A 13,628-nucleotide genomic window follows, 5' to 3' on the forward strand; every position below is an offset into this window, starting at 1 on the left:
GCCGCTCAGCCGTGCCGGGGCAAGGCAATGGTCACGACCAGGCCAGGATCGGCATTGGCCATCGTCAGGCGTCCGCCATACGTTTCGATTATGTCGGAGACGATGGCCAGGCCGAGTCCGCTGCTGCCGCCTTCGCTGTCCAGCTGCACGCCGCGCGACAACACAGCTTCCCGATCCGCATCGGGGATGCCCGGCCCATCATCGGCGACAGCGATGGCATGGACCACGCTCAGGAGTTGGCCAAGCCCTTTATTTCGCCGTCCCGCGCCCGGTCGTGATCGCTGTCGTCATCCTCGTCCGCGCGGGCGTGGAGCGGTCGAAGCAGAATGAGCCCGACCAGCTTCGCCGTGGCCAAGCGTTTCAGTAGCGATTTCATCCAACGGCCATATCGCAGACCTTGTGTTTCAATCCGGCCCGTCTCCCGGTCTGGATATGACGGGAAGATCGAGCCGCTGGCATTTGACCGTTGATCAGGAGCCACTTGTCCCCGGCAGCATGCGCTTGAGCACGTCGTCACTGCGGACATAATGATGCCAGAGCGCGGCCGCCGCATGCAGTCCGGCGAGGATAAGAATCAGATTGGCGCAGAGGCTGTGCAGTTCCCTTATGATTCGAGCCGTCGCGATGTCCGCGGACACAGGAGCCGGGATGGTAACGAGGCCGAAGAAACTCAAGGCGTCGCCCCTGTACCAGGTCAGCAGGATGCCGAGCACCGGGATGGTCACCAGCAGCGCGTACAGCATGAGATGCGCGACCTTGGCCACCCATCGTTCCAGCTTTGACATTTCCCGCGGCAGCCCCGGCGTTCCCAATGTCAGGCGCAGGCCAATGCGGATGACGACAAGCGCGAACAGCAGTATGCCGAACGAGATATGGAACCACCAGACGAGCGCGCGGCCAGGATCACCGCGTGGAAAGATATCCGCGACATAAGTCAGGCCGTAAAGGCCGACGACCAGCAGAAACACCGCCCAATGAATAGCCTTCTGTGCGCTTGTGTAGGTGGGATTCATGCCGGGTCATCCAATTTTGAAGGTCTCTAAACTAGCCGCGATCATGTCAAAGCTTTGTCGGGCGGACCCTTTCGACCGCGATCGAGGAGGCTGTGGCGGTCGCCCGACAAGGCGGTTCTGGAACCGGGCTTTGGCGATCGTGATCTGGCGGACCTTGGCGGGGGGAACCTGTCAATTCGCTGACAGTCGGACACCGGACAACGCCGATATGCTGGACAAAGAAAAAGCCCGGACGAACCGGGCTTTTCCTTTGGGTCTCTGAACCATCGAGCGGTTCGAAACGGGAATTTGGTGCCCAGAAGAGGACTCGAACCTCCACTCCTTGCGGAACACGGACCTGAACCGTGCGCGTCTACCAATTCCGCCATCTGGGCTGGTGCGGGCTCATGTAAGCGGGCAAGCGATGGCTGTCAACGCGCTTTTTTTAAAGCATGATGCCGAAAAGTGGGAACCGGTTTTCTCGGACAAACGGTTTTCGTTTGTCCAGAGATCATGCTTGATCAAGAACAGCCCGCGGCTTGCCGGCTCAGCTCTCCAGCACTTCCTTCGACGCTACCGTCGAATCGGCGTTGAGCTGGTAGATGACCGGCACGCCGGTGCCGAGCTCCAGCTTGACGATCTCCTCGCCCGACTTGCCGTCCAGCGCCATGATCAGCGCGCGCAGCGAGTTGCCGTGGGCGGCGACCAGCACGGTGCCGCCGCGCAGCACGTGCGACTGCATGTCATGCAGATAGTAGGGCCAGACGCGGGCGCCGGTGTCCTTGAGGCTTTCGCCGCCGGGCGGCGGCACGTCATAAGAGCGGCGCCAGACATGCACCTGCTCCTCGCCCCACTTCTTGCGGGCATCGTCCTTGTTGAGGCCCGAAAGGTCGCCATAGTCGCGCTCGTTGAGCGCCTGGTCGCGGATGGTCTTCAGATCGCTCTGGCCGACCGCGTCGAGAATGTGCTGGCAGGTCTTTTGCGCCCGCGTCAGCGCCGAGGTGAAGGCGATGTCGAACTTCAGCCCGCGCGCCTTGAGTTTTTGCCCGGCAGCCTTGGCCTCGGCGTGGCCCTGCTCGGTCAGGTCGACGTCGCGCCAGCCGGTGAACAGGTTCTTCAGATTCCATTCGCTCTGACCATGGCGCACGAGCACAAGGGTTCTCGACATTTTTGCTCCCTACAAGAGCAATTCCAGGAAAAGTGTGAAGCGGTTTTCCGTTCGGAATTGCGTTAAAACAAAGTGTGGTTGTGGTTTGCTCAGCTCAGGCCAAGCACGTCCCGCATCGAATACAGTCCTGGCTTCTTGTCACGCGCCCACAGGGCTGCCTTGACGGCTCCGCGGGCGAAGATGGCGCGGTCCTCGGCATGGTGGGACAGTGTGATGCGCTCGCCGGTGCCGGCCAGGATCACGCTGTGGTCGCCGACGACAGAGCCGCCGCGCAGCGTGGCAAAGCCGATCGAGCCGGTCTTTCGCACGCCCGTGTGGCCGTCGCGTGAACGCACATCATTGCCGGCCAGCGCGATGCCGCGCCCGGTGGCGGCGGCCTCGCCAAGCAGCAGTGCGGTGCCCGACGGCGCGTCAACCTTGTGCTTGTGGTGCATCTCGAGGATCTCGATGTCGAAATCGTCGGCGTCGAGCGCGCGCGCCGCCTGCTCGACCAGCACCGCCAGCAAATTGACGCCGAGGCTCATATTGCCCGACTTGACGATCGTGGCATGGCGCGCCGCGGCAGCAATCTTGGCATTGTCGTCGGCCGAACAGCCCGTCGTGCCGATGACGTGGACGATGCGCGCCTGCGCCGCGTAGCCGGCGAATTCGACTGATGAGCCAGGCGTGGTGAAGTCGAGCACGCCGTCGGCCTTGGCGAAAGCCGGCAGCGGATCGCCTGATATCGGCACGTTGATGATGCCGATGCCCGCCAGCTCGCCGGCATCCTTGCCCAGATGAGGCGATTCGGCTCGCTCGACCGCGCCAATGACGCGGGCGCCCGGGATGGTATGGATGGCGCGGATCAGCGTCTGGCCCATGCGGCCGGCAGCGCCAACCACCACCAGGCCCATATCGCCTGCTTCGCTCATGTGCTCCTCACAGCAGTCTTCTTCGCACGCGGGGCCCGGACCGGAGTTTGGATCGGCTTGCTGTCATCGACAAGCCCCAGCCCCTTCTTGCCCTGGATGCGGTGGAAGCGGGAATAGATGCTCCCCGGGTCGGCCATCAGCGTCGCATGGGTGCCTTCCTCGACCAAGCGTCCCTCCTCCAGCACGAGGATGTGGTCGGCATTGACCACCGTCGATAGCCGATGCGCTATGACGATGGTCGTGCGACCTTGCATGACATGGGTCAGCGCTTCCTGGACGCGGGCTTCCGCCTCGTTGTCGAGCGCCGAGGTCGCCTCGTCGAGCAGCAGGATCGGCGCCTGGCGCACGATGGCGCGGGCGATCGAGACGCGCTGGCGCTGGCCGCCGGAAAGGGTCGAGCCGCCTTCGCCGACCGGCGTATCGTAACCTTGCGGCTGCTGGCGGATGAACTCGTCGGCTGCCGCCTGTTTCGCCGCCTGCTCGATGTCGGCGTCCGTGGCCGACAGGCGGCCGTAGCGGATGTTGTCGCGGATTGTGCCCTCGAACAGATAGGGCGCCTGCGCCACATAGGCGATCGACTGCCGCAGCGAATGCTTGGTCACCTTCGAGATGTCCTGGCCATCGACCTCGATGCTGCCCTGGTCGACGTCGTAGAAGCGCTGCAAGAGCGCCACCAGCGTCGATTTGCCGGCGCCCGACGCACCGACGATCGCCGTCACCTTGCCGGCGGCGGCGGTAAAGCTCAGATCCCTCAGCACCGGCATGTCGGCGCTGTAGCCGAACGTCACATTGTCGAAGCGCACCTCGCCGGTGGTGATCCTGGCCTCTACAGCATCGGGCGCGTCGCCCTGTTTCGGCTCCAGGTCGAGCAACTCGTAGATCATGCGCGCGTTGACCAGCGCACGTTCCATGCCCACCTGTGTGCGCGCCAAGCGTCTTGCCGGATCGTAGGCCATGATCAGCGCGGTGATGAAGGAAAACACCGCGCCCGGCGGCTGCCCAAGATACAGCGCCCGGTAGCCGGAATAGGCAACCACGGAGGTAATGGCGAGACCGCCCAGAATCTCGGAAATCGGCGACAGCCGCTCCGCGACGCGAGCGATCTTGTTGTTACGCTGCTCGGCCGTATCGGCCATGATGCCGATGCGGCGCGCCAGCTCGGCCTCCAAGGTGAAGGCCTTGACGATGGCGATGCCTTGCGTGGCCTCCTGCACGGACCCGTTCAGCCGCGAATTGATCAGCACGGATTCCCGGTTGATACGCCGCAATCGGCGGGTGATGTAGACGACGGCCCAGATCAGCGGTGGGCCGATCAGCAGCGAGCTGAGCGACAACACCGGATCCTGGTAGATCATGACGCCGACGAGGGCGACCAGCGAGACCGCGTCGCGGCTGATGGAGGTCAGTGTCAGCGACAGCAGATCGCGAACGCCGCCGACATTCTCGCTGACCTGTGCCGCCAGCCGGCCGGAACGCGTGTCGTTGAAGAAATTGACGCCGAGCTTCATCAGATGGTCGAAGGTGCGTTTCTGGTAGCGCGCCACCAGGTTGTTGCCAATTCTGGCCAGTGCCACCGCCTGGCCGTAGCCGGCGAAGCCGCGCAACAGCGAGGCTCCCATGAAACCGGCGCAGACCCAGAAGATTATATCGCTGCGCCGCTCGACGAATATCCCATCGATCATCGGGGCCATGATCCACGCCAGAAAAGCAGTGGTGCCGGAAACAATCAGTAGGCAAGAGACGGCGACGACATAGGTCCAGCGATACTCATTGCCGTTTTCAGCGAGGATGCGGCGGAGCACCGCCGTGACCTCGCCGGGCTGGACTTTTTGTTTGGGGGCTTGAAGTGTCAAATCAGGAGCGCTTTGTGGTTTTCCGCCTCGTGGGACCGGGGCTGCAAATTCGGCACCCCTCTTAACGCCCTGCGGCCTGATTGCCTATGCCCGCACCTGATTAACTTCGTCGCGGGGGCTTAAGCGCGTCCGCGGTCTCCCATGGGGTCCTGCAGCAGAAAACTAGGCCTGCCAGCGCCGGCCCGCCGTCTGGACGCCGAACAGCGAGGGGTTGCGGGCATAGGCGGCAAGGCCGAGAAGTGCTGCCAGCGGATTGGTGATGACATAGACGGGCATGGTGCGCATCAGCGCACTGTGCGGCGCCTTGTCCTCGAAGGCGGCGCGGAAATTGCCTGCTTTCAGCGCCGGTACGATTTTTTGCGCGATGCCGCCGGTCAAGAACACGCCGCCGCGGCTCATGAAGACCAAAGCGAGATCGCCGGCGGTGCGGCCGAGGCATGTGACGAAGGTTTCCAGCGCTTCTTGCGCCACCGGATCGGTCTTGGCCAATGCCGCACCGGTGATCTCGGCCGGCGTGGTGAAGGGCGACGGCTTGCCGTCCGCCTTGGCCACCGCCCTGTAGACGTTGACGAGGCCGCGGCCACACAGGATCTGCTCGCCGGAAATGCGGCCCTCGAGCTTCTCAATATGGGGGAAAACCTCGAAATCGCGCGGTGAGCGCGGGCCGATATCCATATGACCGCCCTCGCCGGGCACCGGAATCCAGTGGCGCAGCGCATAGACCAGCCCGGCGACGCCGAGACCGGTACCCGGCCCGAGCACGACGCGGCCGGCATTGGGCTCCAGCGTGCCGCCGCCGATCTTTTCCATATGCTCCTCGCCGAGGGCGACGACGGCCAGCGCCTGCGCCTCGAAATCGTTGAGCACGACAATGTCGCTCAGGCCGAGGCTGGCGAACATCTGCTTCGGCTTGACGACCCACGGGCAGTTGGTGAGTTCGATCTCGTCGCCGTCGACCGGACCGGCCACCGCCAGCACCGCCGAATTGGGCCGGACCGACGAGCGGTCGAGCACCGCCGCCTGGATTGCCTCGTCGATGGTGTTGAAATTGGCGGTCTGGAAGATTTGCGGCTCGGTCGGTTCGGAATTGGCGTCGAGCACGATCGAAAAGCGCGCATTGGTGCCGCCAATGTCGCCGATCAGGACCGGAAACCGCAACGACGTGTCGGTATCGCTTACGCTTGGCATGCTCTCGTCCGTCCTCGGCGCCCCTGACGGCGTATCGCCGTTCTTCCGTTGACTAGCGCATGAGTTTGAAAAGGGAAACGGTTTTCGAACCCCGCAGCGCGCGCAGTGAGGTTCTGCGGCCAAACGGCCACTGTTTAGCCAAAAAACAGGCCGCTAAACCGATTGAGCCCGCCGATGGCGCAGCGGTGATCAGTTCACGGGCGGCCGTGGCCGAGGAACGGGCGCGCCCATTCTGGGTGTCGCCGCGAAAGCATTTGCCGCGCCTGGCAAATCGCCGCCCCCGCTGGCCGTGGCGGCGGGCTGCGGCGGCGCTTCCGGTTCGGGCGCGGCGACCACGACCGGCATGGCGCCACCGTGGTAGGTCGCCGCCTCGGCCGAGGCCGGCCCCGGCGCTTCAAGCACGGCGCGGCATTCCTTGGGCAGGTTGGCCATGGTCATCAAGTCGCGCGCCTTCGGCGCATCAGGGTTCTTGTTGGGTCGCCAGGGCTCCTCGGTGAACCACCAGGCCAGCGGCTTGCCGCAGCCCTCATCATCCGGCGTTGCTTCCTGCGCCTTGCAATTGGGCGAGCCAGGCTGGCAGCCGATGCGCATATGGAAATGGTAGTCGTGGCCCCAGAACGGTCTGATCTTGCGCAGCCAGGAGCGGTCGCCCTTGACCGTGTCGCAGAGCTTTTTCTTGATGCCCGGATTGACCAGGATGCGCTCGACCTCCGCGTAGCTCGCCGCTTGTTTCAGCAACGCCGTATGCTGCGGCGTCCACAACGCGTCCTTCACCAGATGGGTTTTCTCGTCGACCATCAAGGTGGCGCTCATCGACTCGCGCTGTGCCATCGACAGCGGACGGCTTGGCATCGGCGTCAGCCAGATGTCGGCATCAAGCCCGATCTGGTGTGAGGCGTGGCCGGTCAGCATCGGGCCGCCGCGCGGCTGCGCGATGTCGCCGATCAGCAGGCCCGGCCAGCCATCGGCGGCCGCGTCGCGCGACAGCTTCTCGATCAGCGCGATCATCGCCGGATGACCCCAGCGCCGGTTGCGGGACGGCCGCATCACTTCCCAGGTCGGGCCATCCATGGGAATGGCGACACCACCGGCAAAACAGCCCTTGGAGTAGAAGCCGATCGACTGCGCCGCGCTCGCGGTCGGCAGTTTCTCGGCGCCGAACAGGTCCTTTGCCCGTTCCTCGGCCGCCGCCGGCTGAGCGGCGACACCAGTCAGGGCTAGCAAGCCAAGGGCAGCCGCCAACCGAAATTTCTTACCCGTACCGGGCCGTTTCGTTGCCTTCATGAAACCGGATCCCCACCGCAATCTCAGCCCGAATCATAGCACGCAACGCATGACGCTTCGATCGTCAGCGCTTCATCGGGCTGCGCGCCTCGCCGTCGCGCCAGTCGCCGCTTGCCCACATATGGTCGAAGGCGGCGCGGTAATCCGGAAAACGAAAGCGATAGCCCGCAACCTTGATCGCCGCATTGGCGACACGCTTGTTCTCGCCATAGAAAGACCGCGCCATGGGCGAAAGTTGGGCGGTGTCGAAGGGAATTTCGGGCGGCGGCTCGATGCCCATCAGCGACGCGGCATAAGTGACGACGTCCTGCGGCGGCGCCGGCTCATCGTCGGTGACGTTGAAGATGCCGCCTTTGTTGCCCTCGATGAGCTGCCATAACGCGCCGGCAATATCGTCGCAATGGATGCGGTTGAACACCTGGTCGGGCTTGACCAGCCGCCTTGCGGTGCCGTTTTCCAGATTGACCAGCGCATTGCGGCCCGGCCCGTAAATGCCGGAAAGGCGCAGGATCGCCACCGGCCGGCCGATTTCCTCGCCGAGCTTCAGCCACTCCCGCTCGGCCGCAACCCGCATGACGGAGCGTTTCGACACCGGCCGGCACGTCGTCTTTTCGTTGACCCAGGCGCCGCCATAGTCGCCATAGACGCCGACAGTCGAGAGATAGCCGATCCATTCCAGCGCCGGCATTTTGGCGATCGCGGCGCGGGCAGGATTCAATACGGGATCGCCCGCCTCTTCCGGGGCGATTGAAATCACCAGATGCGTCGTTTTGTTCAGCGCTTCGGCGATTTCACCAGTCAGAGCGCCGTCGAACAGCAGCGGTGCGATGCCGGCCTGCTGCAGCGCCGCGAATTTTTCCTCGGAACGAGTCGTGCCAAGAACCGCAGTGGCACCAGTTTTGGCGCGGGCAAAGGCCTTGCCGGAATAGCCGGAGCCGAAGATGAAGACCTGTCTTTCGCTCATGCATGTGTCCTGCTTGGCCGCGCCATACGCCATTCCTCGCGTAGGGGCCCATCAATCTCGGTGTTCAAGCCGGTCTCGGCCCGCTCAGAATATTCGGCGTCCGGCACCAGCCGCGCCAGCGCCCATATTGCCGCGCCGCGCACCAGCGGCGAGGCGTCTCCAAGCAGATCCCGGACACTGCCTGCAAGGGCGGCATCGCCGGAATTGCCGGCGGCGATCAGCACATTGCGGATGAAGCGATCGCGGCCGATGCGCTTTATCGGTGAACCCGAGAAGAGGACACGGAAGGCCGCTTCGTCCAGCTGCAACAGGTCGGCGAGCGCCGGCTCGCGCAGATCGTCGCGCGCAGCGAGCTTTGCCTCCGAAGCCGTCTTGGCGAACTTGTTCCACGGGCAGGCGGCCAGACAATCGTCGCAGCCATAGATGCGGTTGCCGATTTTTTCCCGGAATTCATGCGGGATCGGTCCCTTGTTCTCGATCGTGAGATACGAAATACAGCGCCGCGCGTCGAGCCGGTAGGGCGCCGGGAAGGCATCGGTCGGGCAGGCGTCGAGGCAGGCGCGGCAGGAGCCGCAATGATCGATCTCGGCGCGGTCGGGCGCGAGTTCGGCCGTGGTGAAGATGGTGCCGAGGAACAGCCAGGAACCATGTTCGCGGCTGACCAGATTGGTGTGCTTGCCCTGCCAGCCGAGGCCGGCGGCCTCGGCCAGCGGCTTTTCCATGACCGGTGCGGTGTCGACGAACACCTTCACGTCGCCGCCGGCGCGTGCGACGATCTTGCCGGCGATTTCTTTCAGCCGGCCTTTCATCACCTCGTGATAGTCGCGGTTTTGCGCGTAGACCGAGATGGCGCCCCGGTCGCGCTTGGCCAGCAGGTCGCGCGGATCATGGTCCGGGCCGTAATTCATCGCCAGCACGATGATCGAGCGCACTTCAGGCCAAAGCGCCGTCGGTTCACCCCGGCGCGCGATCGTCTCGGCGATCCAGTCCATCGAACCGTGAAAACCGTCGGCGACGAATTCGGCAAGACGGGCCGGCGCCAGCGGGATCGCATCGGGAGAGGTGACGGCTATGGCATCGAAGCCGGCGCGATGCGCCTCCGCGTCGATCAGCGCGCGCAGCTTTGCGGCGTCAGAAGTCGAGGTCCGCATAATGCGACACCGGCGACAGGCCGCGCACGCGGTCGGTCAGGAGCGGCCTAAACGAGGGCCGCGACTTCACCCGCGTGTACCATTCGCGCGCCGCGGCATGTTCGCGCCAGTCGATCTCGCCGAGATAATCGAGCACCGACAGCGTCGCCGCGGCTGCGAGGTCGGCATAGGTGACCCTGCCGCCAGCCAGCCAATGGCGGGTGCCGGCCAGCCAATTGGTGTATTTCATATGCTGCCGGATGTTGGCGCGTGCTGCACGGATGGCGCCCGAATCGGGCGAGCCGCCGCCCGCCGTTTCCGGCATGACCGGTTTCAGCACGCGTTCGCGCACCAGGTGGCGGGTGACTTCGCTCTCGGCCTTGTTGAGGTACCAGTCGGTCAGCCGGCGGATTTCGGCGCGCTGCATCGGGTCTTCGGCGAACAGCCGTTTGTCGCGCTTCAGGACGCCGCGCGTCTCGTCGAGATATTCGGCGATGACGGTTGCGCCGACGATCGGCACATCGCCTTCAGCGAGCAGGATCGGCAGCGTGCCGGCCGGGTTCAGCGCCAAGAACTCCTTGCGCCGCGTCCACGGCTTTTCCTCGATCAGCGCCAGCTCCTCGCCATACTCGCCAAAGGCGAGGCGGACGAAGCGGCAGGTGGCGAACATGGGGTGATGGAAAAGCGTCAGCATGGTTCCGCGATGATAAAGCGCACTGGCGAATCGCCAGGCGCACCGGTAAGTCTTGGCCGCCCGGTTAGCGGGCCGTCAGGGTGTTGCGACCTATAGGGGGACTTCAACGCCATGACAAGCAAGCCGTTCTGTTAGCCGTCGCGCAAAGCCGAGGTAGCCATGGAAAGCCAGACCATCGTCGAAGCCCTGCTGCTCGGCCTGCTGGAGGGGCTGACCGAGTTCATACCGGTGTCCTCGACCGGCCATATCCTGCTCGCCGGCCATTTCCTCGGCTTCCATTCGACCGGCAAGGCCTTCGAGATCCTGATCCAGCTTGGCGCCATCCTGGCTATTTTGAGCGTCTATTTCCGCCGCCTGTGGCAGATGCTGCTCGACCTGCCGCATGACCGGCTGACGCGGCATTTCGTCATCGGCATCCTCATTGCCTTCCTGCCGGCGGCGATCATCGGCGCGCTTGCGCATGATTTCATCAAGACGGTGCTGTTCGAATCGCCACGGCTGATCTGCATCATGCTGATCATCGGCGGCGTCATCCTGCTGGCGGTCGACCGTATGAACCTGAAGCCGGTCTATCGCGACGTCGAGCGCTTTCCGACTCGGCTTTATCTGCAGATCGGGCTTTTTCAGTGCCTGTCGCTGATCCCCGGCACCTCGCGCTCCGGCTCGACCATCGTCGGCGCGCTGCTTCTGGGCGTCGACAAGCGGGCGGCGGCGGAATTTTCCTTCTTCCTCGCCATCCCGACCATGGTCGGCGCCTTTGCCTTCGACCTGTTCAAGAACCGCAATGTGCTGAGCAGCGCCGACCTGCCCATCATCGCCATCGGCTTCGTCGCCGCCTTCATCACGGCCTTGGTGGTCGTGCGCTACCTGCTCGACTACGTCTCGCGCAACGGCTACTCGCTGTTCGGCTGGTGGCGGCTGGTGGTGGGGATTGTCGGGCTGGTGGCGTTGATGATCTGGGGGTGAGGAGTGGTCCGCGTAGCGGACGGAAAGCCAATTGCTTGGCTTTCCGAACGACGAACGGTGGGGGCTGGTCCGCCTTCGGGCGGATCAGAAGGTCCAGTGGCCCTTTTGAAGAAGACTGAACGCCCGAAGGGCAGGGAGCCAGCGAAGGGCGAGCAGCGCCCGTGAGTGGCCTCTAATTCCGCCCATAAAACGCATTCTCGACATGCACCGGCCAGCGCCACGGCAGCACCGCGACCATGTCGAAGCGCATCGACAGTTTTCCATAGTCCGGCTGGCGCGACAGCCAGATGTCGGCCGCCGCTTCGATGCGGCGCTCCGATTCGTGGCCGATTGCCTCCATGGCTTCCATCAGCGTGCGACGCGCCTTGACCTCGACGAACAGGATCAGGTCGCCCCGCCGCGCGATCAGGTCGATCTCGCCGAAGCGGGTGCGGTGGCGGCGGGCGAGGATACGGTAGCCCTTCAGCATCAATGCCGCAGCCGCCAGCCATTCGCCGCGATGGCCGCGCCGATAGGCCTTTTGGCGGCTGGCGCTCGGCCGCTCAGCCACCGTCGCCTTCCCTGAGCTCCAACAGCCGCCGATAGAGCGCCTGCTTCTGACCGCCGGTCATCTTGGCGGCCTCAGCCGCCGCCTTGGAGGCCGGCATTTCAGCGGCGAGTGACAACAGCAGCCGGTCGATATCGGCCGGCTCGTCCGGCTTGGCCTCGGCGGGGCCGACGCAGACGACGATCTCGCCCTTCGGCGTATCGGCCGCCGCATAATGGTCGGCGAGCGCCCGCAACGTGCCGATGCGCATTTCCTCAAAGGTCTTGGTCAATTCCCTGCCAATGGCGGCTTTGCGCTCGCCGCCGAGGGCCTCGGCCATGGCGCCGAGCGACTCGGCCAGCCGGCGCGGCGATTCAAAGAAGATCAGTGTTGCCGGTACAGCTTTCAGGGCTTCCAGCCGCGTCAGCCGCTGGCCTGATTTGACCGGCAAAAATCCGGCGAACAGGAAGGCATCGGATGGCAGACCGGATGCCGTCAGCGCGGCCAGCGGTGCCGACGGACCTGGGATCGGCACGACGCGAATGCCATGGTCGATCGCCTCGCCGACCAGCCGATAGCCGGGATCGGACACGAGAGGCGTGCCGGCATCGGAAATCAGTGCCACGCTCTGGCCGGCCTGAAGGGCCGATATCAGCTTCGGCCCGGCCTCGCCGGCATTGTGCTCGTGATAGGCCGTGGTGCGGCGGCGGATGCCGTAACGGTCGAGCAGCACGCGCGATACCCTGGTGTCCTCGCAAGCGACGATGTCGGCGGCGGCCAGCGTCTCCAGCGCACGCAGCGTGATGTCGGCGAGATTGCCGATCGGCGTCGCCACCAGATAGAGCGCCGGCTCGAGCGGGCGGGCCGCGATCTCGGTCTGCCCGACCACATAGCTGCGCTTGCCCGTCTCATCGGTCACTGATGCCGTCTCCGTTCAGCCCTGTTCGGCCTGCCAATCTTGTTTGGCCTGCCAAATCTTGTTTGGCCTGCCAAATCTTGTTTGGCCTGCCAAATCTTGTTTGGCCTGCCAAATCTTGTTTGGCATGGCTGGCGCGGCCTTGCAAAAGCTCATGTCGATGTAAGGCTAGCGCCATTCCTTTGCCACAGTAGGGAACGAAACCGGCATTGGCAGATTTAGCCCCTGATTCCCCGGGAGGACAGGATGGACAGCCTTAAGATACAGGACGCTTTCGAGCCCTACTATGCCGGCCGCAAGCGCGTTGCCGCCGCCAGGGACAAGCGCCTGCCAGCCAAGACCGACACCAGCCTGACCAAGCAGGCGACAACCGCCTTGCCTACCAATGTCAGGCTTTCCGACAACGAACCACAAAGCGCGACGGAGCACTGACCGGACGATGCCCAATCGCTTCGATATATTCATCACCCGTCTTGAAACAAAAAGCGCCAGAGAAGGCGTGCCCCCACATCCGATGAACGACCAGCACAGCGTTCGCCGTGAAAAGGCCGACGCCAAACCGGCCCGGAACGGAACGGCGCATGCCGAGAAGGATCGCGGCAAGCGCCGTTTCAAGCACGACGCTTGACCATTGCGATCTCAGGATTGCCCTCGCTTCGTCATCCTGGGCGAAGCGACGCGGCGTAGAGCCGAGGGTGACGAAGGCCTGTCTCAGCCCAGATACCGTGAAACGCGGGCCTTCAGAAGGTCAATCAGCTCCAGGTCCATGAATTCGTAGTCGTCCGGCATATCGAGGCAGATAACGCGGGCCTTTTTCAAACTGGTCTTGAATTTCTTCTGCAGTTTGGTGCGATGCACCTTTTCCATGACGAAGATGATGTCGGCCCAGGCGACCAAATCATGCGTCAGCGGCGTGTCGGCGTCATGATTTGTTCCCGCCGACGCGACTTCGATATCTTGGCGCTTGGAGAAAACCTGCTCGGCGGTCGGGCTGCGCAAACGGTTCTGGCTGCAGACGAAGAGGACGTTTTTCAAG

General features: G+C 64.0%; 15 protein-coding genes and 1 tRNA gene. 2 read left to right on the plus strand and 14 right to left on the minus strand.

All coding sequences use genetic code 11. The annotated features are described in order from the left end of the window. Positions 1–5: 5 nt before the first annotated feature. The 11 genes from HGP13_RS03610 to HGP13_RS03660 form a co-directional block, all read right to left on the minus strand. Positions 6–227, minus strand: coding sequence for an ATP-binding protein (locus HGP13_RS03610; RefSeq protein ID WP_246707271.1), 222 nt, complete (start codon positions 225–227; stop codon positions 6–8). Positions 228–470: 243 nt separating this feature from the next. After that, entirely contained in the window at positions 471–1,013 is a 543-nt protein-coding gene (locus tag HGP13_RS03615) for a cytochrome b (RefSeq protein ID WP_172221633.1), read from the minus strand. Between the two features lie 289 nt (positions 1,014–1,302). After that, positions 1,303–1,387 (minus strand) — tRNA-Leu (locus HGP13_RS03620). Between the two features lie 152 nt (positions 1,388–1,539). Next, the gene (locus HGP13_RS03625) at positions 1,540–2,160 is read right to left on the minus strand and encodes a 2,3-bisphosphoglycerate-dependent phosphoglycerate mutase (RefSeq protein WP_172221636.1); all 621 of its coding nucleotides are present in this window, start codon (positions 2,158–2,160) and stop codon (positions 1,540–1,542) included. Positions 2,161–2,249: 89 nt separating this feature from the next. Further along, positions 2,250–3,071: a 4-hydroxy-tetrahydrodipicolinate reductase gene (gene dapB / locus HGP13_RS03630; protein WP_172221639.1), complete on the minus strand. Its 822-nt coding sequence runs from the start codon at positions 3,069–3,071 to the stop codon at positions 2,250–2,252. Beyond that, a complete protein-coding gene (locus tag HGP13_RS03635) occupies positions 3,068–4,924 on the minus strand; it encodes an ABC transporter ATP-binding protein (RefSeq protein WP_172221642.1) in 1,857 nt (618 codons plus the stop codon). The genes dapB and HGP13_RS03635 overlap by 4 nt, the downstream gene beginning before the upstream one ends. A 162-nt stretch (positions 4,925–5,086) precedes the next feature. Then, on the minus strand, positions 5,087–6,112 hold the full coding sequence (locus HGP13_RS03640; protein WP_172221645.1) for a glucokinase: 1,026 nt from the start codon (positions 6,110–6,112) through the stop codon (positions 5,087–5,089). A gap of 189 nt (positions 6,113–6,301) precedes the next feature. After that, complete coding sequence (gene mepA / locus HGP13_RS03645; RefSeq protein WP_172221647.1) at positions 6,302–7,396, minus strand: penicillin-insensitive murein endopeptidase; 1,095 nt, start codon at positions 7,394–7,396, stop codon at positions 6,302–6,304. A 64-nt stretch (positions 7,397–7,460) separates the two neighbouring features. Further along, positions 7,461–8,360: an SDR family oxidoreductase gene (locus HGP13_RS03650; RefSeq protein WP_172221649.1), complete on the minus strand. Its 900-nt coding sequence runs from the start codon at positions 8,358–8,360 to the stop codon at positions 7,461–7,463. Then, entirely contained in the window at positions 8,357–9,511 is a 1,155-nt protein-coding gene (queG, locus tag HGP13_RS03655) for a tRNA epoxyqueuosine(34) reductase QueG (protein ID WP_172221651.1), read from the minus strand. Before queG ends, HGP13_RS03650 begins: the two co-directional genes overlap by 4 nt. Beyond that, positions 9,492–10,184, minus strand: coding sequence for a glutathione S-transferase family protein (locus HGP13_RS03660; RefSeq protein WP_027055582.1), 693 nt, complete (start codon positions 10,182–10,184; stop codon positions 9,492–9,494). The genes queG and HGP13_RS03660 overlap by 20 nt, the downstream gene beginning before the upstream one ends. 159 nt (positions 10,185–10,343) lie before the next feature. Here HGP13_RS03660 and HGP13_RS03665 point away from each other — a divergent pair, with 159 nt between their 5' ends. Further along, positions 10,344–11,150 (plus strand): undecaprenyl-diphosphate phosphatase, encoded by an 807-nt coding sequence (locus HGP13_RS03665; protein ID WP_172221653.1) that lies wholly within the window; start codon positions 10,344–10,346, stop codon positions 11,148–11,150. A 172-nt stretch (positions 11,151–11,322) separates the two neighbouring features. Here the strand turns inward: HGP13_RS03665 and HGP13_RS03670 are convergent, their stop codons facing one another. After that, the gene (locus HGP13_RS03670) at positions 11,323–11,700 is read right to left on the minus strand and encodes a YraN family protein (protein WP_172221655.1); all 378 of its coding nucleotides are present in this window, start codon (positions 11,698–11,700) and stop codon (positions 11,323–11,325) included. Then, positions 11,693–12,595, minus strand: a complete 903-nt coding sequence (gene rsmI / locus HGP13_RS03675; protein WP_172221657.1) for a 16S rRNA (cytidine(1402)-2'-O)-methyltransferase — start codon at positions 12,593–12,595, stop codon at positions 11,693–11,695. The genes HGP13_RS03670 and rsmI overlap by 8 nt, the downstream gene beginning before the upstream one ends. Positions 12,596–12,838: 243 nt before the next feature. On the opposite strand from rsmI, the gene HGP13_RS03680 reads away from it, so the two are divergent. Further along, complete coding sequence (locus HGP13_RS03680; protein ID WP_172221659.1) at positions 12,839–13,024, plus strand: hypothetical protein; 186 nt, start codon at positions 12,839–12,841, stop codon at positions 13,022–13,024. Positions 13,025–13,303: 279 nt separating this feature from the next. Here HGP13_RS03680 and HGP13_RS03685 read toward each other — a convergent pair whose 3' ends face one another. Continuing rightward, positions 13,304–13,627 (minus strand): low molecular weight protein tyrosine phosphatase family protein, encoded by a 324-nt coding sequence (locus HGP13_RS03685; RefSeq protein WP_172221661.1) that lies wholly within the window; start codon positions 13,625–13,627, stop codon positions 13,304–13,306. Position 13,628: the final 1 nt, after the last annotated feature.

The organism is Mesorhizobium sp. NZP2077 (assembly GCF_013170805.1).
Taxonomy (GTDB): domain Bacteria; phylum Pseudomonadota; class Alphaproteobacteria; order Rhizobiales; family Rhizobiaceae; genus Mesorhizobium.